The organism is Thermithiobacillus plumbiphilus (assembly GCF_038070005.1).
Classification (GTDB): Bacteria; Pseudomonadota; Gammaproteobacteria; order Acidithiobacillales; family Thermithiobacillaceae; genus JBBPCO01.
Genome location: NZ_JBBPCO010000002.1, coordinates 124,039 through 146,558, shown reverse-complemented (window position 1 = coordinate 146,558; position 22,520 = coordinate 124,039). Strand labels below are relative to the sequence as shown.

The following is a 22,520-nucleotide window of genomic DNA, read 5'->3' as shown; positions in this document are numbered from 1 at the left end:
TCGCAGAGGATTGCATGAATCAGACGCTGCATCCCCGCCCGCAATTGCAACGCGCCGAATGGCACAGCCTGAATGGACAATGGAAATTCGCCTTCGATGACGCGGGTCGTCGTGAACTGCCCCGTGATGTCGAGGTCTGGCCCCTGCGCATCGAGGTGCCCTTCGCACCGGAATGTGCGCGCAGTGGCATCGGTGATACCGGCTTTCATCCGGTATGCTGGTATGAGCGCGAGTTCGAAGCGCCGCCTGGCGAGGGCCGGCTGCTCCTGCACTTCGGCGCCGTGGACTATGCCTGCACGGTCTGGGTGAATGAGCATCTGGTGGCGGAACATGAGGGCGGACACACCCCGTTCCGGGCCGACATTACCCGCGCCCTGCGCGCCGAAGGGCCACAGCGGGTTACGGTGCGGGTGCAGGACGATCCGCATGACCTCTCAAAGCCCCGCGGCAAGCAGGACTGGATGCTCGAACCGCACAGCATCTGGTATCCACGCACCACCGGCATCTGGCAGACGGTCTGGCTGGAACGTGTGCCCGACACCTATATCGAATCCCTGCGCTGGACGCCGCACCTGGAAGACTGGCAGATCACCATGGAGGCCCACATCAGCGGTGATCTCGGCCAGGCCATGCGGCTGGGGGTCAAGCTCTCGCATGGTGGCCAGATACTCGCGGACGACAACTATGGCGTCATCTATGGCGAGGTGGCGCGACGCATCGTGCTGTCCGATCCGGGCATCGACGACTACCGCAACGAGCTGCTGTGGAGCCCGGAGTCGCCCAAGCTCATTCATGCCGAGATCACGCTCTGGGATGGCGACCGGCTGGTGGACAAGGTGCAGTCCTACACTGCCCTGCGCGCGGTCTATACCCAGCGCGACCGCTTCATGCTCAATGGCAGGCCTTACTATCTGCGGCTGGTGCTGGACCAGGGTTACTGGGACGACACCCTGATGACGCCGCCCTCGGACGAGGCCCTGCGCCAGGATATCGAGCTGATCAAGGCCATGGGCTTCAATGGCGTGCGCAAGCATCAGAAGATCGAGGACCCGCGCTTCCTGTACCTGGCCGACAGCATGGGCCTGCTGGTCTGGGAGGAGATGCCGAGCGCCTATCGCTTCACCAGCACCGCGGTCGATCGCCTGATGCGGGAATGGAGAGAGGTCATCGACCGCGACTACAGCCATCCCTGCATCGTCACCTGGGTGCCCTTCAACGAGTCCTGGGGCGTGCCGGACCTGCCCAAGACCCCCGCCCACCGCGATGCCGTGCAGGCCTTCTATCACCTCACCAAGACCCTGGACCCCTTCCGTCCGGTGATCGGCAACGATGGCTGGGAGAGCACCGCCACCGACCTCATCGGCATCCACGACTACGACAAGGACCCCGAGAATTTCCGCGAGCGTTACGGGCCGCGCATCCGCATGGATGAGCTGTTCGACCGGCGTCGCCCCGGCGGGCGCATCCTCACGCTCGATGGCTACCCGCACAAGGGCCAGCCCATCATGCTCACCGAGTTCGGCGGCATCGCCTACGCCCGGCCCGAAGACCCCGAGGCGCAGAAGATCTGGGGCTACACTTGTACCGACGACGCCGCCGAATTCGCCGCGCGCTACACCCACTATCTCGAAACGGTGCGCGACATCGGCCTGTTCAGCGGTTTTTGCTATACCCAGTTCACCGACACCTTCCAGGAAGCCAACGGCCTGCTCTTTTCCGACCGGACGCCGAAAATCCCCATCGACATCATCCGTCGCGCCACCTTTGGCGAGGAGTGAGGCCGCGCATGTATTCGCTGAAACTGACCAAACCGGACGGCCGCCAGCTCATCCTCTACAGTCAGCGGCCCATCGACGAGGCCCTGCAGGCCCCTGCCCCCCTGGGCGACACCATCAAGCCCAATCCGCACCTGCGCTGGCATCCGCTCCGGGGCGAGTGGGTCACCTATGCCGCCTATCGCCAGGGCCGCACCTTCATGCCGCCGCCCGAGTACAACCCGCTGGCGGTCACCACTGATCCGGCCAATCCCACCGAGCTGCCGGCCGGCGATTACGACATCGCGGTATTCGACAATCGCTTTCCCTCACTAAGCCCCAGCGCCCATGACGCGCCGGAAAGCATCGTCGAGACCCTGCCGGCCACCGGCAAATGCGAGGTCGTGGTCTTCACCCAGAACCCCAACACCTCGCTGGCCGCCCTGCCCCTGTCGCACATCGATCTCTTGTTTCAGGTCTGGGCGCAGCGCACCCAGGCGCTCGGAGCCGATCCCGACATCAAGTACGTTCTTCCCTTTGAAAACAAGGGCGTAGAAGTGGGCGTGACCCTGCACCATCCGCATGGCCAGATCTACGCCTATCCCTTCATTCCGCCCGTACCGGCGCGCATGCAGGCCCAGGAGCAGCTTCATTATGCCGAGCACCAGCAGCCGCTATTGCAGTCGCTGATCGAGCGCGAGCTGGCAAGCGGCGAGCGCATCCTCTACCGCGGCGAGCACGCCATCGCCTGGCTGCCGGCCTGGGCGCGCTACCCCTATGAGGTCTGGATCGCGCCGATCCGCGCCACGGCCTACCTGCACGATCTGACGCCGGAGGCGCGCGCCGATCTCGCCCGCGCGCTGAAGACCGTGCTGCTCAAATACGATGGCCTCTGGCAGCGGCCCTTTCCCTATCTCATGGCCTGGTTCCAGGCGCCCACCGATGGCAAGCCGCATCCGGAAGCGCACCTGCACGCCGAGTTCTATCCGCCCTATCGCACCAGCGATCGCCTGAAATTCCTGGCCGGCACCGAGCTTGCCGCCGGCATGTTCGCCAGCGATGCCCTGCCGGAAGACAAGGCGAAGGAACTCCAGGCCGTTCCCGTCAACCTCGACTGAGGCCAGCCATGCAAAGCCGTATCGACGAAGTCAATGCCAAGCTCGGCTTCCTGCGCGCCGGATTGATGGCTGCCAATGCCAGCGCCCTGCGTCTGCGCGGCACGGCATGGTTTACCTGGGCCACCGCCGGTGCCTCCCCCACCGTGCTCCTGACCGCCGAGACCGGCATCGCCGAGGTGCTGGTCACGCTTGATGGCGCCTGGGTGCTGACCGACAACATCGAGGAAAGGCGCCTGCGCGAGGAGGAACTGCCGCAGAATTTCAACGTGCTCGCCACGCCCTGGGCGGAACCGGCACTGCGCGAAGCGCGGGTGCGCGAGGTCAGCAATGGCGGGCTGGTGCTCAGCGACCTGCCTCAGGGTACTGAAATGCCCTTGCCGCCCGCCTGGCTGCATCAACGCCGGATGCTCATGATGAGCGAACGCGAGCGTTACCGCGAAGTCGGCCGGCTGGCCAGCGAGGCCATGACCGACGTGCTGCTCAATGCCCGTCCCGACTGGACCGAATACCAGCTCGCCGGCGCTGGCGCCGAGGCCATGTGGGCGCGCGGCCTGGAACCGGCCCTGACGCTCGCGGCCGGTGACCGGCGCATGAGCACCTATCGCCACCCCACCCCCAGCCCCGCCAAACTCGGCTCCCAGGCCATGCTGGTGTTCTGCGCGCGCCGCTATGGGCTGTTCGCCAACCTGACCCGCTTCGTCAGCTTCGGCAAGCTCAGCGAAGCCGATGCCGAACGCCACCATCAGGTCCGCGAGATCGAGGCCGAGGCCCTGCAGGCCAGCAATCCCGGCAAGCATCTCAACGAGATCTATGCCGCGCTCGACCACGCCTATCAAAAGCAGGGCTATCCCGATGGCATCCTCATGCATCATCAGGGTGGGCTCACCGGCTATCTCTCGCGTGAAGTCGTCGCCACGCCCACGACCAAGGATTCCCTGACCGAGGGCATGGCCGTCGCCTGGAACCCCAGCCTGCCCGGCGCCAAGATCGAGGACACCTTCCTGATCAACGCCGATGGCGACCTGGAAAACCTCACCGACGACCCGCGCTGGCCGCACACGGTCACCCAGGGCCGCAAGCGCCCCCTGCCCCTGGAGCTTTGAATGGATAAGGCCAAAAGCTTTGAGGACCTGTTCGGCGGCGCGCCCGAGGCCCGCGCCGATGCCCCCGGCCGCGTCAATCTGCTCGGCGAGCACACCGACTACAACGACGGTTTCGTGCTGCCCACCGCCATCCCCCAGCGCACCCGTGTCGAGATCAGCCGCAGCCCCGACGGCCAGCATCACTTCTATGCCGTCAAGCTCGATGTGCTGAGCAGCGTCGCACCCGAGGGCCCGGCACCAGACAACTTCGCGGGCTATGTATTTGGCTGCATCGAGCTACTCAAGGCGCGCGGTCACGCCATCGGCCCACTGTGCATGCGCATCGACTCCGAGGTGCCCATGGGCGCGGGCCTGTCCAGCAGCGCGGCCCTGGAAGTCGCCACCCTGCGCGGCCTGCGCCAGTTATTCAACCTGCCAATTGATGACGTCGAAATCGCCCAGATCGCCCAGATCGCCGAAATCGAATACGCCCACGTGCGTTGCGGCATCATGGACCAGATGGCCTCCAGCCTCGCCGACACCGGCCACATGCTGTTTCTCGACACCCGCACGCTCGAACGCCGGGTGCTGCCCCTGCCGGCACATGCCGAGATCGTCGTCATCGACAGCGGCGTGCCGCGCACCCTGGCCGGCAGCAAGTACAATGAGCGGCGCGAGGAATGCGAAGCCGCCGCCGCCCGGCTCGGTGTGCCCGCCCTGCGCGACATTACTGACCCCACGGCCACTGACACCCTGCCCGAGCCCCTGCGTCGCCGCGCTCGGCATGTCATCAGCGAGAACAATCGCGTGCTCGAAGCCGCCACCGGCATCTGCGCCGAGCGCTTCGGCGAACTGATGAACGCCTCCCACGCCAGCCTGCGCGATGACTATGAAGTCTCGGTGCCGGAGCTGGACTACTTGGTAGATCTGCTGCAACAGGAAGAAACCGTATTCGGCGCACGCCTGACCGGCGCGGGCTTTGGCGGCGCCTGCGTGGCCCTGGTCAGGGCGGGAGAAGGAAGATCAGTGGCGGAAAGGGTGCTCGCCAGCTACAACCGCGCGCATCAGGGGCGGGTACTGGTGCCGGACTACCGCCAACGTTTTTGATCAGCATGTCGGGAGCGCAAGATCTCCCCACCCTTGGCGCAAAGTTGAAAGAACTGACAGCGCAATTCCAATTTACGCGGCATGCTCCCCCAGATAGCGCGCCAGGGCTTGAGCCACCACCTCATTCAAGCTGGTATCCTGCTCCGCTGCGGCCCGTTGCGCGGCGCGATGCAGCTCCGGGGGAATGCGGACATTGAACTTGCCCGATACTGGCTTGTCCGGCGCCTTGCCCAGTTCAGCACACATCTGCAGGTAACCTTCCACCGACTCCACGAAATGGGCCTTGAGCTCATCGACCGACTGCCCTTCATAGGTGACAATGTCATGGATATTGAGCAGGCGCCCGTGCAGGACCTCGTCCTCTGCGCTGTATTCCACGCTACCGAAATAGCCCTGGTGCTCCAATTTGTTCATGGCTGAATACCCTCCGCTTCCAGGAGTTCACGAATTGCCTTGACCTGATATGCCTTGGCTTCCTTGTGCGGGTGCGGGCGGTGCATGTATACCCGCCGCGTGCCCAGCACGATCCGGACCGCTGACCCATCGCCTTCCAGAATCTTTGCGCCACACGCCACCAAAAGTGCTTCAATCTCCCGCCACTCGACTTGCATGTGTGGTGTTGGCTTTGCAAAGATGCGCTGCAATGTCTTCTGGTGCTTAGCGTGCATGGCGTCTCCAATGGTTGCCATAGTACTATTATATAGTACCACGTCAAGCACTTCCGACAGGCGCCTGCGTGGCCCTGGTCAAAGCGGGAGAAGGGAGATCAGTGGCGGAAAGGGTGCTCGCCAGCTACAACCGCGCGCATCAAGGGCGGATGCTGGTGCCGGTGCTGGGGTAAGAAGTTCTCAGGCGAGATCCGCCTGCAGGGCCCGCAGCAATTTTGCGTTGCCATCACAGACCTGCCGAAATCCGGGACTGATGCGAGCATCCCCGGCTGACTACCTGCCCACCCAGCGCCTTGAGTCCGCGCGTCACAGTGGACTTGTCCAGACCGCCGAGCCTTTCGCAGAGCATGGCCGTACGCGCACGGGGATTGTCGCGCAAAAGGCGTATCAGGGTGTCTGCACGGAGCTTGGTCATGGCAGGAAGGCTCAAGAATATTGCAACGAATATTGCAACTAATTCTATAAGCTAATCCAAAGCTATTACAAGGCATCAGGGCCATCTGTAAAGTGAATCCCGCATCGAATCCCTCTAGGCCACACGCATAGCAAGCACATGTTCCATTGAGGAGACAAACAGATCCAGGATAGTCATATCCCTTCCGAGTTAAGAAAGCCTCTGCCTGTCCAATCGCTTCGCGGCTAATGTCAGCCCGCCAAGAATGCTGTCCGCCAGCTCCGCGGGAAAATCCGCTGGAAGTTGATCCTGGACAGTGGTCAGGACGGTCGGCGTCTGCTCGATTAACGCATCGATAATCTTTGGCGCGGCATCCTGTAGACCACAGCGCTTTGCAGTCCTCAGCCAGTGCCGGTACTGGATGGCATGCCAGTGATAATGGCGGTTCTTGCCAATTACGGCCATTGCCATTTTTACGTCATGCGGAGATAGCCGGCTCGCGCTGGCGCCCAGCACCGGATAGGCCGAGATGACATCATAGCGTGGGGTGAGACGGAAATTGCCTCCGCGCTGCAGAAACAGGCTGAAGTTTTTTGCATGCCCGTCGATGGCGCAGAGCATCCAGAACAGGATCTGGGTGCGGAAGAAATCCTGCCGATCGGTTTCGGCTCTGGACGAACCCAGCAGGAGCTCCATGATATTCTGGATGCCCGGCCCGCCGTCATTCTCGTATTTGAGTCCCCCCGGCGTACCCGTAGCCTGACACAGATCCTCCTGCGGCAGCCGCACCAGCCAGGTGCCGTCCGCCGCAGGCTTGCGGTCAAAACGCTCAACCACCAGGACCTTGTGCTCGCCGAAATGCTCCATCCAGCAATGGGCCACCTCGACCCCATAGGCCCGCAGGATACGAGCACACAGCCACTCGTTCTCGACCGACTGGCTGAGATCTATGCCGCGATGCCCCATGCCAATCGGCAACTTCAGGATGTGTGTCGTTGGTGTTGTGCCCAGCGGGATCTGCCATTGTCCATCCAGTAGCAGCAACGCGGTCTTCTCCTGCGCGCCCGCAAGCGAAATACGAAACTCTTTGGCCTCCTCCAACCCGGCCAGCGGCCCTCCCCCCAAGGTGCCGTTCAGGATGCGGGCGATCTCATCGGGCGCAAGTGGTTGTCCGTGGATTTGCCTGACAGGAGCTGGCTCATCCTCTGGCCCCAGAAGCTGCAGTGCGCCGACGCAATCGCGCCCAACTTCCGCCAGCAGGTCAAAGGGCGCCAGGGAACGGACTCTGAAGCGCCTTTGAATCCGCTCGCGGATATCCCTGTTGTCCGGCAGCAGATTATCGAAATAGGCGGCAACCGGGTGATCCTTGTAAGGTTGGCTGGCCGGTCGCAAGGGCATGGACAGGGAAATTGGCCGGGCGGCAGAGGAATCCAGCCAGGATGCCGCATAGGCAAACTCCTGACCGCCATTGGCCTTGAGTGTCCAGGATCCGACCCGGGCGCCGTTCATCCAGACCGACAGTGTGCGTGTCTTTGCCTGGCGCCCCATGTCACCAGTCCGGCGCGGTTTGATTACTGGACGCCCCGGACCTGGTGCGGACGACCAAATCCACTTCGAGGGCTGACAGCAGCTTGAAAAGCCGCTCCACGCTGACATGAGCCGTGCCGTTCTCGATCTCGGAAATGGAGCGCTGCTGCAGACCCACCTTAGCGCCAGCATCTTTCTGGGTGAGCCGCATATCCTTGCGACAGCCCTTCAGGACATCACCAAGCTGCTCAGGGGTTTTGACAGGATAGTTCATGCTTTATCTCCTATATCAGATATTTTTATTTTATGCAGTATAGAAGATATTTTCAAGATATACGCTATAGGAGATAACTACCGGGCGGCAACAGGCCCGGAGCCGATTCAGCGCGCCTATCTCGCTACCAGGCCTGCAGTTCCTCAGCCGGCAGGGGCTCGAAGAAGGCATCGCCCATGTGGCCCTTGATCAGGCCCGGTTTGCGCACCTGCCTTTTTTCCAGTGGCAGGAGCCGGGCATAGGGTTTACCCGCCTTGGCGAGAATGATTTCCTCGCCGGCATGCGCCCTGTCCAGCAATTGGGAAAGGTGGGTTTTCGCCTCGTGTACATTGACTATCCTGGTCATCGCAAGCTCACCGCAGCAATAGATGGACTAAGTTTAGTTTAGTCAGAAGAGACCAGCTGGACAACGCCTCTCTCACCAGACGGGAAATCACCGTGCCCACCTCGAGAGCAGTGGAGTCCTAGAATCTTCTGCGGACAGTACAGGTACATTTTATGATTGATCTCCCACTCGCCCTGTCTTACAGTAAAATCCGCTTGTTCCAAACAGGGTAACGCATGAAACCTTCTGAAGCGCTCAAAAATCACCGCGAAGCGGTTTTACAAATTGCCGCCGGTCTCGGCGCCAGGAATGTGCGCGTGTTCGGCTCCGTCCTGTACGGCAAGTATACCGATAGTAGCGATGTCGATCTGCTGGTAGATGTTCCCAGGGGGACCACCCTGATTGACATGGTGCGCCTCCAGAACGCCATCCAGAAGGAACTGGGAGTACCAGTAGATGTGCTGACTCCTCTGGATCTTTCCCCCAGATTCCGCGACCAGGTCATCCAGGAGGCCAGACCGCTTTGAGCAAGACGCTACGTGACCAGGGCTTCAAATCGTCTGGGATACAGTTGAGAGGCTGTTGCCAGCACTCCTAGAGCAAATAAAAAACATCGAAGAAAGGATGTAGATGCAGATACTTGTATCCAGCAGGTAGCGGTAGCGCACGCCAGGTTCAGTCGCGCTCTTGATATACAATGGAGCGGCTGCGCTCAAACACATGCTGGCGGACGCCAAACGTGCTTTTCACTATTGAGCAGACCCGGAGCCGCGCAGAGCAAGCGCGACAAACTCCCGAAAGTCGTCAAGCCTTTGATCCAGCACATTCCGCAGAATCGCCAAATCGAGCTTTTGATATTCATGTACGGCGATGTTGCGGAAACCGATCATCCGCTGCATCCGCGTACTCAAGTCCGGGGAAATGATGCCGGCGGCTTCAAGCATTTGAAAGGCTTCACGGCTTTCCTGAGGAAGGCCCAGACGCTCCACGCGCACCTGATGCATAGCCAGGTCAATAGCCGCTTCGCATGCCCGGAGCAGATTCAGCACGATGGCATCCTGACGGGTGAAGTTTTGCTCCAGTTCGGACTCGTGGCCCCGATATTCTTCGGTCACGCGTTGCAGGCAGCGTTCGATGATGGCGGCCTTGTTGAGCAGGACATCGTCAACCATACACGCTCCCGCGCTTGCGGATATCTTCCAGAATGCCCCGGCGCGCCTCGTTGAGATGGGCATAAGCGGAAAAGGCAAGGTCCTCAAACGTATCGCAAGCCGAAATGTCCGCGCAAAATAGGCGCTCGCCCTTAGCGATCACCTGGGCGCGCAGCACCGTGGAAGCAGCACGCAGATCCACCAGATCCACATCCCGCTTCAGCAGCCGGGCCAGATCCTGAGCCAGCTCCCAGCGCACCAGACCATCCAGTGGCTGGGCTGGCAGGAGCGCCAGATCTACATCGCTGCCGGCATGTTCGTTCGGGGTAGTCCAGGAGCCAAAGCGATAAATCCCGACCACATCGGGCAGTGCAGCCCGGACCAGATCCACGACGTCTTCGCGCTTTTTCTCGCTGGCAAGATTCATGGGATCGCCTTCAAGCCGCGCGCGGATGGACGTGGCGAGCAATCTCATCGCCTTTCTCACGTTGCGTCAACCGCAGCTCGTAGGCTGTCTGCAAATTCAACCAAAACTCAGGCGTGGTGCCGAAGTAACGCGCGAGGCGCAACGCGGTATCCGCTGTCAGCGCCCGCGCGCCGTTGAGGATACCGGTGATGCGGTTGGGCGCCACGTCCAGCGCCTGCGCCAGGGCGCGTGCGGACAGGCCCAGTAGGTCCATCTCCTCACGGAGGATCTCGCCGGGGTGAATCGGGCGCATGGCATTGTTCGGTATCATGGCCGTTACCTCCTTCAGTGATAATCCACAATTTCCACCTGATGCGGTCCGTCCTCGCGCCACATGAAGCAGACGCGCCACTGGGCATTAATGCGGATACTGAACTGCCCCTGGCGATCACCGCGCAATGCTTCAAAGCGGTTGCTGGGCAATTGTGCCAAATCCTCAACACAGGTCGCGCTATCGAGAATTTGCAAGCGCCGCTCGGCCTGAGCTCGAAAACCCTCGAAGCGCCTTACAAACCGGCCAGCAAACAGCGCCTCAGTGTCTTTGTCCCGGAAGGATCGGATCATGATTCAAGATAGCAGGACGTTACCTGTTACGTCAAGAGTAACGCAGTCGAGCAATGCGAGCGACTCATTTTTCCATAATCCAGTTCTCAATGATCAGTCCGGGATAATCCCTGAAATCGGCCTCATTGTTTGTCACCAGCGTAGAACTGCCCCTGCACGTCACGTGAGCACTACCAAGTGGTCAGACTTCACACCGGGCAGCATATTCAGGGCAATTCGCGTATCAAAGGTGACAAAGCGCCCACCCCTGCGTTGCGCCATAGCAAGCAGGTAGGCATCCGTTATCTGGCGATGCCCCATTATCTTCTCCCAGTCAATCACACCCTCATCAAGCAAACTGACATCATCTGGCCAAAAGGCATGTGCCGGATGAGAAGTCGCTTCGGCTAGCCGCTCGGCGACCAAGCCTACCGGGATAACGTTGGGATAGGCCGGTTGTGAAAGGATGCGCAGACAACCATTTTGGGTGATGGGACAGGATGCCCAGCCATGGTGGATTTCCTCTTCCAGCCAGGCCATTGCCCGCCGGTGATAAAGATGACCAGCATCCAGCAAGGCAATGAGCACATTTACGTCCAGCAAGGCTCGCATCAAAGGCCCTCTTCATCACGCAGGGCGTCTACCTGGTCGTTGGTCACGATGCTCCCTCGTGATGGGAAAGGGCGAAACCCAGTCACGGAGGGCGGTGCATCTTCGCCGGCCTGACGATTCCCGGACAAGGCCTCTCTCACCAGACGGGAAATCACCGTGCCCACCGCGACATTCTGCTGCCGGGCCAGTTCTCTGGCGGCAGCCAGTACATCATTCTCGATATCCAGAGTTGTTCGCATAACATCCTCATCATGATGCAACATCATCATGATGATATTGCATCAATATTGATGCCGGCAACAAATTTCTTAGCGATCTTAAGCAGGCCACTCGGTCGGATGGACCTCATGGTTGACCAACCCAATTCTCAATGATCAGTCCCGGATAATCCCTGAAATCGGCCTCGTTGTTGGTCACCAGCGTCAGGGACAGGCTGGCGGCATGGGCGGCGATGAGGCGGTCCAGGGCATCGCGCCGGCGCTCGCGCACGGCGGCGCGGATGACGCCATAAGCGACGGCGGCATCACCATCGAAGGGCAGCACGGGAATGTCCGCCAGAAGGGCATCGAGTGCGCGTTCAGCCGCCACGCGGCTATCCGGTTGGCGCTCAACCCCGTAGCGCAGCTCCGCCAGGGTGATGGCCGACATCACGACATCGCCGTAGTCCAGTTGGGCAAAGCGTGCCGCCACCTCGGGTGGGTGATGCCGGATCAGGCAGATGCAGATATTGGTGTCCAGCAGGTAGCGCACGCTAGGTCCAGTCGCGCTCTTGCTGCTCATGGAATTCCCGGCCATCAGCCATGAAGTCGGCCGGAAAGGCCGCGAACTTGTCCATGACGCCCGCCAGGGTGCGCCTGGCCACAGGGCGAATCACCAGCGCGTCCCCTTTCCGCTCGATCTCGACATCCTGCATAGGCTTGCCGAACTGCAGCTCCTTGGGGATGCGCACGGCCAGGGAATTGCCGCTTTTGAAAATACGGGTGAGCATTGACACCTCCTAGCAATGTATATACATGATATACAATGGAATTGCCGCGCTCAAGCACATGACCAGGAGCCGAAAGCCACCCCGACCATGCATTACCCGCTCCCCTGCCAGACAAAGGTCTGGCAGGCCTGCTTTCGTCCGAGGCCTGCAGGCGCCATACCCATTAGAATACCTTGATTGAGCTCACGAAACTCAACGGGAGGATCGCAGATGGCCGCAAACCCCGCGCACGCATCCCGCAAACCAGCAAATCCCGGCACACAGCACGCAGCCACGCTCAGGCTCCCGCTCTGGGCAGCAGTCCTGCTGCATCACTGGGCCGGCACTGACCAGGCAATACGTAGCGGCCTGACCTTTCTGGCAGCCCTGGGCCTGGGCCTGCTGCTCGCCAAGGTTTTCCCCGCACCCTGGCAGGAAACCACCGCCGTCCTGCTGCTCCCCCTCGGGGCCCTGTTCAGCTATCACAGCGCCCGGCTATGCCGGCTTTACCGCCGCGCTCAGTAAGGCCATCGGACTGCTCTTGGATAATTCCTGAAATCGAGCACTAGCATCCAGCATCCCTTTTTCCTACAATGAACCAGTTCATAAACTAGATTATCGAGGTAGCCCGGATGTCTATTGAAATTGGTTCTTTTGATGCCAAGGCCAGGTTATCCGAACTTCTGCGCGAGGTGCAGCGCGGACAGCGATTCACCATCACCCTGCGCGGGCGCCCGGTAGCGGATCTGGTGCCCAGCGATAGCGCTGCAAGACAGGATTTCCACGCCGCGATAGAAGCCATGCGCAGCATACGCAAGGTACGTGGAGTGTCTGAAGAGACCGTGGCCGAATGGATTGCCGAGGGCCGCCGATGAGGCTCGTGCTGGATGCCTCAATGGCACTGGCCTGGCTGTTCGAACGCCAGAAACCCGATGAGGCCGATTGCGCAGGACGCGCTCTGCTGGCATTGGCGCAGGCCGAGACATCGGTGCCGCCGCTGTGGCACACCGAAATTGCGAATGCCCTCCTCATAGGCGAGCGGCGCCGGGTCGTCAGCGAAGCGCAGATGATCGATTACCTGAACAAATTGTCCGGTTTGCCAATCACGACTGATGGCGCAACGGTGGCGGGCCGACGCGATGCAGTAATAGCCCTTGCACGTGAGCATGGGCTGACTGCTTACGATGCCACTTATCTGGACCTGTCACTGCGGACAGGTGCGGTGCTGGCGACGTTCGACAACAAGCTTGCAGACGCCATGCGCCGTGCCGGCGGGACGGTTTTCGGGGAGTAGGCCTTGAAAGTCTCCCCGCCTGATATTATATTCTGATATAATATGAACACAGGATTATAGGAGTTCTCATGTACACAACGAACCTGCGCAAGGTCGGCGGCTCTGTCATGCTGGCAGTCCCCCCGGCCTTGCTCGATGTTTTACGGGTGACAGCCGGATCAAAGGTCGGTCTGGCTGTGGACAATGGCCGGCTCGTGGTGGTGCCGCAGGCACGGCCGCGCTACACGCTCGATGAACTATTGGCGCAATGTGACGCCTCGGCCGAAGTGTCCGCCGAGGATCTCGAATGGCTCAATGCCAAGCCAGTCGGCAATGAGCTGCTTTGATGGAGCGTGGCGACATCTATCTCGTCTCGCTCGACCCGATTGCCGGCCATGAACAACATGGCACGCGCCCGGTACTGGTCGTGTCACCGATCGCATTCAACCGACTGACAAAGACTCCTGTGGTGCTGCCGATTACCAGCGGCGGCAACTTCGCACGCATGGCGGGCTTTAGCGTTTCACTGATGGGGGCCGGTACGAAAACAACAGGCATCGTGCGTTGCGACCAGCCCCGTGCCCTGGACATTGGTTCACGCCACGGCCGCAAGCTGGAAAGCGTACCATCAGCCATCATGGACGAAGTGCTGGCGAAGCTCTCAACCATCCTGGAATAAGAGCCTGGCTGGACAAGGCCAGCCGCTGGAGCTAAGTTATCGATTGGTATTACCTTTCGATATGGAGGCGCCTCGTGGCAACGTCGATCAAACTCGATGAAGATCTCAAAAACCGGGTACAGCAGCTCGCCAGCCAGCGCCGCCGCTCTGCGCACTGGTTGATGCGCGAAGCGATCCAGCAGTACGTCGAGCGTGTGGAGGCCCGTGAGAACTTCAGACAGGAAGCCTTGGCAGCCTGGACGGAATATCAGGAAACCGGGCGACACCTGACCGGCGAGGAAACACGCCAGTGGCTTCGCGCCTGGGGCTCGGAGGCTGAAACAGAACTGCCCGCGTGCCACGAGTAAAAGAAGCAGGGTATTGATAGGCCAAATCCAGGATGCACCCGGAACCAAAGCCATCCGCCTGCTGCCGGGGCAGTGCCGCTCTGTTAAGATGCCGGGATGCCCAGACCCGTGCGCCCGCCCTCCAAAAGATTCAGCGTTTTACTGCGCCTGCTGCCCTTCCTGCGCCCGCACTGGGGCAAGGTGGCGGGCTTTCTCACGGCCATGCTCATTGCCGCCGGCGCCACGCTGCTGCTGCCGCGCGGGGTGGGCTGGCTGGTGGACAATGCCCTCAATAGCCCGCAGGCCCTGCATCGCGCTGCCCTGCTGATCCTTGGCATCGGGACGCTGATGAGCCTGGCGAGCGCGGCGCGTTATGCGCTGATCACCTGGACCGGCGAGCGGGTGATTGCCGATCTGCGCCGCAGCGTGTTTGGTCAGGTGCTGGAGCTGTCGCCGGCCTTTTTCGAGACCCAGCGCACCGGTGAGGTGATCACCCGCCTGAGCAGCGATGTGACCCTGCTGGAGTCGGCGGTGAGTTCGACGCTTTCCGTGGCCTTGCGCAGCAGCGTGACCCTGATTGGCGCACTGGCGATGATGGCGTTTACCAGCCCCCGCCTGACCGGGATCGCGCTGCTGGTGGTGCCGGTGATCGTCTTGAGCGCGCGCACGGTGGGGCGTGTGGTGCGACGCCTGAGCCGCGCGGTGCAGGATCGGCTGGCCGACCTTGGGGCGCTGGTGGAGGAATCGCTGAACGGCATCCGCACGGTGCAGGCCTACAATCAGCAGGAGAGTATCCGCAGCCGTTATGACGGGGTGGTTGATGCGAGCCTCGCCACTACGGCGCGACGCATTGCCGCGCGAACGGCGGCCATGGCGGTGGTTGGCCTGACGGTATTCGGGGCGCTTGCGCTGGTGATCTGGGTGGGCGGCGGGGCGGTGCTGCGCGGCGAGCTGAGCGCGGGGGCACTGACCGCCTTTCTGATGTATGCCTTTTTCGCGACTCTTGCGGTGGCGAGCCTGGGCGAGGTCTGGGGCAGCCTGCAGCAGGCCTCGGGGGCCGGTGAGCGGCTGTTTGAGCTGCTCGATGAGCACAGCGCGGTGAGCGAGCCTGCCGAGCCCCTGCCGGTGCCGCCCGGCCAGGGGGCCTTGCGGCTGGAGCGGGTCACTTTTCGTTACCCCTTGCGTCCGGAGCGCCCGGCGCTGGATGCGCTTGACCTGGAGATTCCGGCCGGCGCCCGCTATGCGCTGGTTGGGCCCTCGGGGGCGGGCAAATCCACCATCTTTCAGCTCCTGCTGCGCTTTTATGATCCCGAGAGCGGCCAGATCCTGATCGACGGCGTGCCGATCCAGCGCCTGCGTCTACAGGACCTGCGCGCGCTGTTTGCGCTGGTGCCACAGGAACCGATCATCTTCACCGGCAATGCCTGGGAGAACATTCGTATCGGTCGGCCTGATGCGGATGACGCGGAGGTGCGCCAGGCCGCCGCCGATGCCCAGGCCCTGGGGTTTCTGGAGGCCCTGCCGCAGGGGCTGAGCACGCCTTTGGGCGAGAAGGGCATCACGCTGTCGGGTGGGCAGAAGCAGCGCCTGGCCATTGCCCGGGCACTGCTGCGCCAGCCGCGCGTGCTGCTGCTGGATGAGGCGACCAGCGCCCTGGACGCGGAGAACGAGCGGGCGATTCAGCTTGCGCTGGAAACTGCGAGCCGGCATCGCACCACGTTGGTGATAGCGCATCGGCTGGCCACGGTGCGTCATGCTGATCGTATCGTGGTGCTGGATCAGGGGCGCATCCGGGCGATTGGCCGGCATGAGGAGCTGATTCGTCAGGATGATCTGTATGCGCGTTTGGCGGCGCTGCAGTTTGGGGAGATGCTGGAGAATATGGACAGCCCGGCCCAGTCCTGATCACCAAGCGACGTCATCTCAGCCGAGAACCAATCGCCCTGGCGAATTCGGTAAAATCCGCAAGATGATGACGGGCGATGGCATGAACGATAGCCCAGTCGATCTTTTCATAGTTATGCACGGCTATGTTGCGAAAACCCACGGATTTTTTCAGCCGCATTGCCAGATCGTCATGAATGACGCCAGCCTGGGCCAGGATATCGAAGGTTTGACCCATGGTGTCGGGTGGCGGCACTTCCATGCCAGCGATGATGTGTGTTCCGATGTCGACGGATAGCTGCACTGCCCGGCTGAGATTCAGCGCGATGATGTCCTGGAGATCGAGGTCTCGCTCCAGCGTCTCTGGATCAGGAGGACATTTATCCGCGACACGTTGCAGGCAGCGGCGCAAGGATTCGAGTTTCTGATCGATCACTTCCCGATCCACGCCCGCCTCCTTTCAGCAAGGATCCGGTCGCGGTAGGGCAGATAATCCGCCTGATCGAACAGATGCCTGCGGATCAGATTGGCGTATTGGGTATCGCTGCCCAGAAGTCTTTTCCCGTGCCGGAGGATCTGCCCCAGCAAGGGTTCGCCGATGGCGCGCAGGTCCACCAGGTCGATCGGGCGACCCGTCCTGACTGCCAACTCATTGATCAGATCCATCTTCTCGCTGGCCGTGAGGGGGCGCCCTGCATCAACGGCCAGATCCAGGTCGCTCTGGGCATGCGCCTGACCACGCGCCAACGAACCAAACAGAATGACAAGCCCAATCTCTGGCTGGATACGTATGGCAGCCAGGACATTCTGTTCAAGGCTCAGGTCTTGCTTTGAACCATTTATCTGGCCTGCCCGCATGAATGCTCACCCCACTTCAGAATCGCTGGCCGAAACGCAATGACCATGAGCCACCTCCTGGATGTGGTAGCTGTCTCGCATGGTAAGAGAATCAGCTTGGCCGGACAACTCTGGAACCTTGCGTTTCCGCAGCCCAGTTCTCGACCAGCAGGCCGGGTACCCGGCTGAATTCACGCGCGTTGCCAGGCCGCACAAGTGCCTATTGCACCTCGATGAGGCCTATCGGTAAATCTCGCGCCGATTGCCAACCTGTACCACGAGCACGCGCAAAGCGTTGTCCTGAATGTCACAAATCACCCGGCAATCGCCCACGCGGTAACGCCAGAAGCCGCCAAGCGGGCCAGTCAGGGCCTTGCCCGTGCTGCGCGGGTTCTCCAGCCCTGCAATGCGCTCGTCCATGAAATCGACGATGCGCCGCGCCATCTGTTTGTCCAGCTTTCGAAGCTGCCGCATGGCCGTGTCGGCGTACTCAACCGTCCAGGCCAAGATCTTTCCTTACCTCAGCCGCGGAATGTACGGGTTCATCCCCCTTGCGGATTCGCTCCAGCACGTCAGCGGCAAGGTAGTAGTCCTCCATCTCCTCGATGCCCTGCTTGATGATCTGCCGCAGATAGTAAGCCTTGCTGCGCCCGGTATGGGCGGCAAGAGCGGCAAGCCTTTGCTCGGTTTCCGGATCTAGCCGAATCGAAGTCGCCATATCACCACCTTCTATGAATACCTGTATTCAATGTATCGCAAAGCCGCTGTTCCTGGAAGGAAACGAACAGAGCATCGTCAATGGCTGTCCGCTTCAAGTACACTTCATCACTTTAGTCCGGCAGCCAGATTGTGCGCTCATGGAAAAGCTGGCTGATCGCGCCCTGAACCCGTTCAGCCTATAAGGGATTGGAAACCGCATGACTACAGACACCCCAGCGGAGAGCATCGCCCTCCTCAGCCATGCCAGTACCGATCTGGTGGCACTGCATCAGGCACTGGCGGCGCTGCCGACGGATTTTCCGCCCGTGCGCGGGCTGCATCTGCAGAATCTGGCGGAGGCCGGGGATGAGGCCGACAAGCTCGCCGAAGCGCGTATTTTGATCGTGCGTGTGCTGGGTCGGCCCGAGTCCGTGCCGGGACTGGAGGGATTGCTGGAGTCCGCGCGCGGCCTTGGTCGGCATTTACTGGTATTGAGCGGCGCCAATGAGCCCGACCCGGCCTTGGCGCGGCTGTCGAATGTTTCCTCTGGCCTGCTGCAGGATGCGATGGCCTATTTTGCGGCCGGCGGCGCCGGTAATCTGGGCCAGTTGCTGCGCTGCCTGTCCGACCGTCTGCTGCTGACGGGTTATGGCTACGAGCCGCCCCTGCCCCTGCCGGAGCAGGGCATCTATCACCCGGCCTTGCCGGAGCATGCCAGCCTGGATGACTGGCTCGCCTGGCGCAACCCGGATTGGCCGAGTGTCGGCATCACCTTTTACCGGGCGCACTGGATCAGCGGCAATACGGCGTTCATTGACGCCCTGGTGAGCGCGCTGCATGAGCGCCAGATCAATGCCCTGCCGGTGTTCACGGGCTCGCTGCGGGCCCTGGATGCCGGAGGCCGGCCGCGCGTGCTGGAACTGCTCACACGAAGGGGGCAGCCGCTGGTCGATGCCCTGATCAATACCACCTCCTTTGCCATGGGCGAGGTGAATGTGGAAGGCCCGACGCCCACCGGCTGGTCGGTGGAGGCCCTGGATGCGCTCGATCTGCCGGTCATCCAGGCCATCAGCAGCAGCATGACGCGCACGCAGTGGGAGCAGTCGGCACGCGGCTTGAACCCGCTCGATACCGCCATGAACGTGGCCCTGCCGGAGTTCGACGGGCGCATCATCAGCGTGCCCATTTCCTTTCGCGAGCCCCTCCCCGGCCTGCCCGCGGACTTCAGCGCCTATGCGCCGCTGGAAGATCGTATACAGCGGGTAGCAGGCATCGCGGCGCGTTTCGTGCGCCTGCGCCGGCGGCCTCCCGCTGACAAGCGCATTGCCTTCATCTTCACCAACTCCAACAGCAAGGCCTCCCAGATCGGCAATGCCGTGGGTCTGGATGCCCCCGCCTCCCTGCTGGCCATCCTGCGGGCCATGCAGGCGCGCGGTTATCGTATCGAGAACCTGCCGGACGACAGCGATCAACTGATCCATGCCCTGATCGAGCGCGGCGCCTATGACGAGCAGTATCTGACCGCCGCGCAGTTGCGTGAAGCGGTGCGGGTGCCAAACCGGCGCTATCAGGACTGGTTCGCGGACCTGCCGCAAACGCTCCGCGCGCGCATGGAGGCCCAGTGGGGCCCGGCGCCGGGGCAGGCCTATGTCCACGAGGGGCATCTGATGCTGGCGGGGATGGCGTACGGCAATGCCTTCGTCGCCCTGCAGCCGCCGCGCGGCTACGGCATGGACCCGGATGCCATCTATCATCAACCGGACCTGCCGCCGACCCACCACTATTACGCGCTGTACCGCTGGTTGCGCGATGACTGGCAGGCCGACGCCATCGTGCACGTGGGCAAGCACGGCACCCTGGAGTGGCTGCCGGGCAAGGGCGCGGGGCTGTCGCAAAACTGCTTTCCCGATGCCCTGCTGGGTGATATGCCGCTGTTTTACCCCTTCATTCTGAATGATCCGGGCGAGGGCTCGCAGGCCAAGCGGCGCGGGCATGCGGTGGTGGTGGATCATTTGACGCCGCCGATGACCACGGCCGACACCTATGGCCCGCTGGCGCAACTCACGCAGCTTGTGGATGAGTACTATCAGGTGGAGATGCTCGATCCGGCCAAGCTGCCGCTGCTGCAGCAGCAGATCTGGGACCTGATCAAGGCGGCCAATCTCGACGCCGATCTCGCGGCCATGCTGCATCACGATCACGATCACGATCACGATCACGATCACGATCACGATCACGATCACGATCACGATCACGATCACGATCACGAGCATCATGATCACGCCTGGGACGCGACCCTCAATGCCGAGGGCGTACCGCTGAGTCTGGCGCAAATGGAAGGCGTGGATGTCGCCCACCTGATCGAGGACATCGACGGCTATCTCTGCGAGCTCGGCGCGGCCCAGATCCGCGACGGCCTGCACATCCTCGGCCAAGCGCCCGAGAATGAGGCGCTGACCGACATGCTCTGCGCCCTGCTGCGCCTGCCCAACCTGCAGGTACCGGGCCTGCCGGCGAGTCTGGCCGCTCTGTTCGGGCTGGACTTCGAGACCCTGCAAGCCGACAAGGGCAAGCGCCTGGACCTGGCGCCCGAGGCCCTGCAGGCGCTGGCCGGACAACCCCTGGTCACGCGCGCCGATGCCCTGGACGCCATCGATGCCCTGGGGCGCGGCCTGATGCAGCGTCTGGCCGAGAATGGCTTCGACGCGAGCGCCATTCCGAATGTCATCAAGGAGACACTAGCAACAGCGGCAGGCCAAGCGGCCAGCATCGAAACCATCCTGCGCTTTGCCTGCGAACAGCTCGTGCCGAACCTGCGGCGCACGCATGATGAGATCGACAACCTGCTGCGCGGGCTGGATGGCGGCTATGTGCCGGCCGGCCCCAGCGGCGCGCCGACACGCGGCATGGCGCACATCCTGCCCACCGGGCGCAACTTCTATTCCGTGGACCCGCGTGGCCTGCCCTCGCAGGCGGCCTGGCATATCGGGACCCAGCTCGCCCAGGCGGTGATCAGCCGTCATCAAAAAGAGACCGGCGCCTGCCCCGAGACCGTCAGCATCAGCGTCTGGGGCACTAGCGCCATGCGCACCCATGGCGACGACATCGCCGAGGTCTTCGCCCTGCTCGGCGTGCGTCCGGTCTGGCAGGCGGAAAGCCGGCGCATCACCGGTATCGAAGTCATCCCCTTGAGCGAACTCGGCCGACCGCGCATTGATGTGACCCTGCGCATCAGCGGCTTTTTCCGGGATGCCTTCCCGCACCTGATCCATCTAGTGGACGAGGCCGTAAACACCGTGGCCCTGCTCGACGAGCCCACCAGCGAGAACTTCGTGCGCAAGCATTATCTGGAAGATATCACCGGCGAACTGCTCGGGAATCTGCCGCGCGAGACCGCCGGCCAGCGGGCCCTGTATCGCGTATTCGGCGCCAAGCCCGGCAGCTATGGCGCGGGCATCCTGCCCCTGATCCAGGAGCGCAACTGGGAGTCGGAACGGGATTTCGCCGAGGCCTATCTCAATTGGGGCGGCTATGCCTACACCCGCCAGGAAAACGGCGTCGAGGCCCGCGCCGAGTTCCGCCAGCGTCTGGCCGGGGTGGAGATCGCCCTGCACAACCAGGACAACCGCGAGCACGACATCTTCGATAGCGATGATTATCTGCAGTTTCACGGCGGCATGATCGCCACCATCCGCAGCCTGAGCGGCCAGCAGCCGCGCCATTACTTTGGCGACACTCAGGACCCCGCCCGCCCCATGGTGCGGGACCTGAAGGAAGAGGCCCTGCGCGTGTTCCGCTCGCGGGTGGTGAACCCGAAGTGGCTGACCAGCATCCAGCGCCACGGCTACAAGGGCGGGCTGGAGCTGACCGCCACGGTGGATTATCTCTTTGGTTATGACGCGACCGCCGGAATCATGGACGACTGGATGTACGAGGAGGTGGCGCAGCACTACGCCATGGACCCCGGCATGCAGACATTCCTGAGCGAGAGCAATCCCTGGGCCCTGAACGCCATCAGCGAACGCCTGCTGGAAGCGGCGCAGCGGCAGATGTGGGCCGAGCCCAAGCCCGAGACCCTGGCGGCCCTGCAATCGCTGTATCTCGATAGCGAAGCCCAGCTCGAAGCGCGGGGGGAAACGCCGAGAAGGGGGCCGGGGTGAGGGGAATGGTAAATTTTCTGGTGGCTAGCGGCGCAGTTTAGGTTCGATAATCATAGGGCACTGGTCTATACAGCATGAGCCAAAAGGAATTATATTTGTGACTCAACCGATTGTTGCCCAGCGCGCGTTTCGGCCAACCCTCGTTCGAGCGGGTGCCGCACAACTCTCGCCTCGTTAAAGCCTACCCTGGAGTGCAAATGGCGTATTTCGAACTGAGGACTGCTCGCGACATGCTTCAAAAGGCTAATCGGGAGCATCATCGGCTCGCGGAATGCCTCGACATTGATAACCTTTTCAATTTCTTTGTCACCGCGTATCACATAAGCGATTACGTTCGGAATACCAACGCTGTTCCGCAAGTCGTGCTCGACACATTCCTACAAGACCAAGACATCAAAGACTGTCGAGACCTTTGCGACAAAGGAAAGCACCTCACTCTGACAAAACGCGCAGATCCAACCACACACATGTGGAGCGGCTGCCTTAACGGAGCACCACTTAATACACTTCCGCTTAATGGCGGTGGTAAATGGGTTCTTCTTACCGGCAACCGTGAAGTCGATGTCAAGTGGCTAAGCGAACGCGTTCTCTCAAAATGGGAAGTGTTTTTTTCAACCAACAGTATATAGTTGTTGCCCTATGAGATTCTGCTCTAATCCTGCGCTCAACACGGA

At 61.7% G+C, this 22,520-nt stretch carries 32 protein-coding genes; 14 read left to right on the top strand and 18 right to left on the bottom strand.

What is annotated here, in order from left to right; all coding sequences use genetic code 11:
- The first annotated feature begins 14 nt into the window (after positions 1-14).
- From WOB96_RS02785 to galK, 4 genes are read left to right on the top strand one after another with little or no spacing between them, the layout of a single operon-like run.
- Positions 15-1,778, top strand: a complete 1,764-nt coding sequence (locus WOB96_RS02785; RefSeq protein WP_341369749.1) for a glycoside hydrolase family 2 protein — start codon at positions 15-17, stop codon at positions 1,776-1,778.
- A gap of 8 nt (positions 1,779-1,786) precedes the next feature.
- Positions 1,787-2,872, top strand: coding sequence for a galactose-1-phosphate uridylyltransferase (gene galT, locus WOB96_RS02780; RefSeq protein WP_341369748.1), 1,086 nt, complete (start codon positions 1,787-1,789; stop codon positions 2,870-2,872).
- 8 nt (positions 2,873-2,880) lie between these two features.
- A complete protein-coding gene (locus tag WOB96_RS02775; protein ID WP_341369747.1) occupies positions 2,881-3,975 on the top strand; it encodes a M24 family metallopeptidase in 1,095 nt (364 codons plus the stop codon).
- Positions 3,976-5,061, top strand: coding sequence for a galactokinase (gene galK / locus WOB96_RS02770; RefSeq protein WP_341369746.1), 1,086 nt, complete (start codon positions 3,976-3,978; stop codon positions 5,059-5,061).
- A gap of 72 nt (positions 5,062-5,133) precedes the next feature.
- Here the strand turns inward: galK and WOB96_RS02765 are convergent, their stop codons facing one another.
- The 6 genes from WOB96_RS02765 to WOB96_RS02740 form a co-directional block, all read right to left on the bottom strand.
- On the bottom strand, positions 5,134-5,475 hold the full coding sequence (locus WOB96_RS02765; protein ID WP_341369745.1) for a type II toxin-antitoxin system HicB family antitoxin: 342 nt from the start codon (positions 5,473-5,475) through the stop codon (positions 5,134-5,136).
- Complete coding sequence (locus WOB96_RS02760) at positions 5,472-5,729, bottom strand: type II toxin-antitoxin system HicA family toxin (RefSeq protein WP_341369744.1); 258 nt, start codon at positions 5,727-5,729, stop codon at positions 5,472-5,474. Before WOB96_RS02760 ends, WOB96_RS02765 begins: the two co-directional genes overlap by 4 nt.
- 226 nt (positions 5,730-5,955) lie before the next feature.
- Complete coding sequence (locus tag WOB96_RS02755; protein ID WP_341369743.1) at positions 5,956-6,144, bottom strand: hypothetical protein; 189 nt, start codon at positions 6,142-6,144, stop codon at positions 5,956-5,958.
- Positions 6,145-6,333: 189 nt separating this feature from the next.
- Positions 6,334-7,671: a type II toxin-antitoxin system HipA family toxin gene (locus WOB96_RS02750; protein WP_341369742.1), complete on the bottom strand. Its 1,338-nt coding sequence runs from the start codon at positions 7,669-7,671 to the stop codon at positions 6,334-6,336.
- 1 nt (position 7,672) lies between these two features.
- On the bottom strand, positions 7,673-7,924 hold the full coding sequence (locus WOB96_RS02745) for a helix-turn-helix domain-containing protein (RefSeq protein ID WP_341369741.1): 252 nt from the start codon (positions 7,922-7,924) through the stop codon (positions 7,673-7,675).
- Between the two features lie 124 nt (positions 7,925-8,048).
- Positions 8,049-8,270, bottom strand: a complete 222-nt coding sequence (locus tag WOB96_RS02740; protein ID WP_341369740.1) for a type II toxin-antitoxin system Phd/YefM family antitoxin — start codon at positions 8,268-8,270, stop codon at positions 8,049-8,051.
- A 215-nt stretch (positions 8,271-8,485) separates the two neighbouring features.
- On the opposite strand from WOB96_RS02740, the gene WOB96_RS02735 reads away from it, so the two are divergent.
- On the top strand, positions 8,486-8,776 hold the full coding sequence (locus tag WOB96_RS02735; RefSeq protein ID WP_341369739.1) for a nucleotidyltransferase family protein: 291 nt from the start codon (positions 8,486-8,488) through the stop codon (positions 8,774-8,776).
- Between the two features lie 222 nt (positions 8,777-8,998).
- Here the strand turns inward: WOB96_RS02735 and hepT (WOB96_RS02730) are convergent, their stop codons facing one another.
- From hepT (WOB96_RS02730) to WOB96_RS02695, 8 genes are all read right to left on the bottom strand, one after another.
- Entirely contained in the window at positions 8,999-9,421 is a 423-nt protein-coding gene (hepT, locus tag WOB96_RS02730) for a type VII toxin-antitoxin system HepT family RNase toxin (protein ID WP_341369738.1), read from the bottom strand.
- Positions 9,414-9,827 (bottom strand): type VII toxin-antitoxin system MntA family adenylyltransferase antitoxin, encoded by a 414-nt coding sequence (gene mntA / locus WOB96_RS02725; RefSeq protein WP_341369737.1) that lies wholly within the window; start codon positions 9,825-9,827, stop codon positions 9,414-9,416. Before mntA (WOB96_RS02725) ends, hepT (WOB96_RS02730) begins: the two co-directional genes overlap by 8 nt.
- 10 nt (positions 9,828-9,837) lie before the next feature.
- Entirely contained in the window at positions 9,838-10,137 is a 300-nt protein-coding gene (locus WOB96_RS02720; protein WP_341369736.1) for a HigA family addiction module antitoxin, read from the bottom strand.
- Positions 10,138-10,151: 14 nt separating this feature from the next.
- Positions 10,152-10,430 carry a type II toxin-antitoxin system RelE/ParE family toxin gene (locus WOB96_RS02715; RefSeq protein WP_341369735.1) on the bottom strand — a complete coding sequence of 93 codons (279 nt, stop codon included), beginning with the start codon at positions 10,428-10,430 and terminating at the stop codon, positions 10,152-10,154.
- 159 nt (positions 10,431-10,589) lie between these two features.
- Positions 10,590-11,021, bottom strand: a complete 432-nt coding sequence (locus tag WOB96_RS02710) for a TA system VapC family ribonuclease toxin (RefSeq protein WP_341369734.1) — start codon at positions 11,019-11,021, stop codon at positions 10,590-10,592.
- Complete coding sequence (locus WOB96_RS02705) at positions 11,021-11,260, bottom strand: hypothetical protein (RefSeq protein WP_341369733.1); 240 nt, start codon at positions 11,258-11,260, stop codon at positions 11,021-11,023. The genes WOB96_RS02710 and WOB96_RS02705 overlap by 1 nt, the downstream gene beginning before the upstream one ends.
- 106 nt (positions 11,261-11,366) lie before the next feature.
- A complete protein-coding gene (locus tag WOB96_RS02700; RefSeq protein WP_341369732.1) occupies positions 11,367-11,801 on the bottom strand; it encodes a type II toxin-antitoxin system VapC family toxin in 435 nt (144 codons plus the stop codon).
- The gene (locus tag WOB96_RS02695) at positions 11,773-12,009 is read right to left on the bottom strand and encodes an antitoxin (RefSeq protein ID WP_341369731.1); all 237 of its coding nucleotides are present in this window, start codon (positions 12,007-12,009) and stop codon (positions 11,773-11,775) included. Before WOB96_RS02695 ends, WOB96_RS02700 begins: the two co-directional genes overlap by 29 nt.
- A gap of 210 nt (positions 12,010-12,219) precedes the next feature.
- Between WOB96_RS02695 and WOB96_RS02690 the strand changes: the two genes are divergently transcribed.
- The 7 genes from WOB96_RS02690 to WOB96_RS02660 all read left to right on the top strand — a co-directional run bounded on the left by WOB96_RS02690 (position 12,220) and on the right by WOB96_RS02660 (position 16,171).
- On the top strand, positions 12,220-12,513 hold the full coding sequence (locus WOB96_RS02690; protein ID WP_341369730.1) for a hypothetical protein: 294 nt from the start codon (positions 12,220-12,222) through the stop codon (positions 12,511-12,513).
- A 107-nt stretch (positions 12,514-12,620) separates the two neighbouring features.
- Positions 12,621-12,863, top strand: coding sequence for a type II toxin-antitoxin system Phd/YefM family antitoxin (locus WOB96_RS02685; RefSeq protein WP_341369729.1), 243 nt, complete (start codon positions 12,621-12,623; stop codon positions 12,861-12,863).
- Positions 12,839-13,282 carry a type II toxin-antitoxin system VapC family toxin gene (locus WOB96_RS02680; RefSeq protein ID WP_341369728.1) on the top strand — a complete coding sequence of 148 codons (444 nt, stop codon included), beginning with the start codon at positions 12,839-12,841 and terminating at the stop codon, positions 13,280-13,282. Before WOB96_RS02685 ends, WOB96_RS02680 begins: the two co-directional genes overlap by 25 nt.
- A gap of 68 nt (positions 13,283-13,350) precedes the next feature.
- Positions 13,351-13,608, top strand: coding sequence for an AbrB/MazE/SpoVT family DNA-binding domain-containing protein (locus WOB96_RS02675; RefSeq protein ID WP_341369727.1), 258 nt, complete (start codon positions 13,351-13,353; stop codon positions 13,606-13,608).
- Positions 13,608-13,940 carry a type II toxin-antitoxin system PemK/MazF family toxin gene (locus WOB96_RS02670; RefSeq protein WP_341369726.1) on the top strand — a complete coding sequence of 111 codons (333 nt, stop codon included), beginning with the start codon at positions 13,608-13,610 and terminating at the stop codon, positions 13,938-13,940. The genes WOB96_RS02675 and WOB96_RS02670 overlap by 1 nt, the downstream gene beginning before the upstream one ends.
- A gap of 74 nt (positions 13,941-14,014) precedes the next feature.
- Positions 14,015-14,287: a CopG family ribbon-helix-helix protein gene (locus WOB96_RS02665; protein WP_341369725.1), complete on the top strand. Its 273-nt coding sequence runs from the start codon at positions 14,015-14,017 to the stop codon at positions 14,285-14,287.
- A 96-nt stretch (positions 14,288-14,383) separates the two neighbouring features.
- Positions 14,384-16,171 (top strand): ABC transporter transmembrane domain-containing protein, encoded by a 1,788-nt coding sequence (locus WOB96_RS02660; RefSeq protein ID WP_341369724.1) that lies wholly within the window; start codon positions 14,384-14,386, stop codon positions 16,169-16,171.
- Positions 16,172-16,184: 13 nt separating this feature from the next.
- On the opposite strand, the gene hepT (WOB96_RS02655) is transcribed toward WOB96_RS02660, so the two are convergent.
- From hepT (WOB96_RS02655) to relB, 4 genes are all read right to left on the bottom strand, one after another.
- A complete protein-coding gene (gene hepT, locus WOB96_RS02655) occupies positions 16,185-16,598 on the bottom strand; it encodes a type VII toxin-antitoxin system HepT family RNase toxin (RefSeq protein ID WP_341369723.1) in 414 nt (137 codons plus the stop codon).
- The gene (mntA, locus tag WOB96_RS02650) at positions 16,583-17,008 is read right to left on the bottom strand and encodes a type VII toxin-antitoxin system MntA family adenylyltransferase antitoxin (protein WP_341369722.1); all 426 of its coding nucleotides are present in this window, start codon (positions 17,006-17,008) and stop codon (positions 16,583-16,585) included. The genes hepT (WOB96_RS02655) and mntA (WOB96_RS02650) overlap by 16 nt, the downstream gene beginning before the upstream one ends.
- A 219-nt stretch (positions 17,009-17,227) precedes the next feature.
- Positions 17,228-17,494 (bottom strand): type II toxin-antitoxin system RelE family toxin, encoded by a 267-nt coding sequence (locus tag WOB96_RS02645; RefSeq protein WP_341369721.1) that lies wholly within the window; start codon positions 17,492-17,494, stop codon positions 17,228-17,230.
- Positions 17,478-17,705, bottom strand: coding sequence for a type II toxin-antitoxin system RelB family antitoxin (gene relB / locus WOB96_RS02640; protein ID WP_341369720.1), 228 nt, complete (start codon positions 17,703-17,705; stop codon positions 17,478-17,480). Before relB ends, WOB96_RS02645 begins: the two co-directional genes overlap by 17 nt.
- Positions 17,706-17,904: 199 nt before the next feature.
- Between relB and WOB96_RS02635 the strand changes: the two genes are divergently transcribed.
- Positions 17,905-21,846 (top strand): cobaltochelatase subunit CobN, encoded by a 3,942-nt coding sequence (locus tag WOB96_RS02635; protein WP_341369719.1) that lies wholly within the window; start codon positions 17,905-17,907, stop codon positions 21,844-21,846.
- Positions 21,847-22,043: 197 nt separating this feature from the next.
- A complete protein-coding gene (locus WOB96_RS02630; RefSeq protein ID WP_341369718.1) occupies positions 22,044-22,475 on the top strand; it encodes a hypothetical protein in 432 nt (143 codons plus the stop codon).
- The last annotated feature ends 45 nt before the right edge of the window (positions 22,476-22,520 follow it).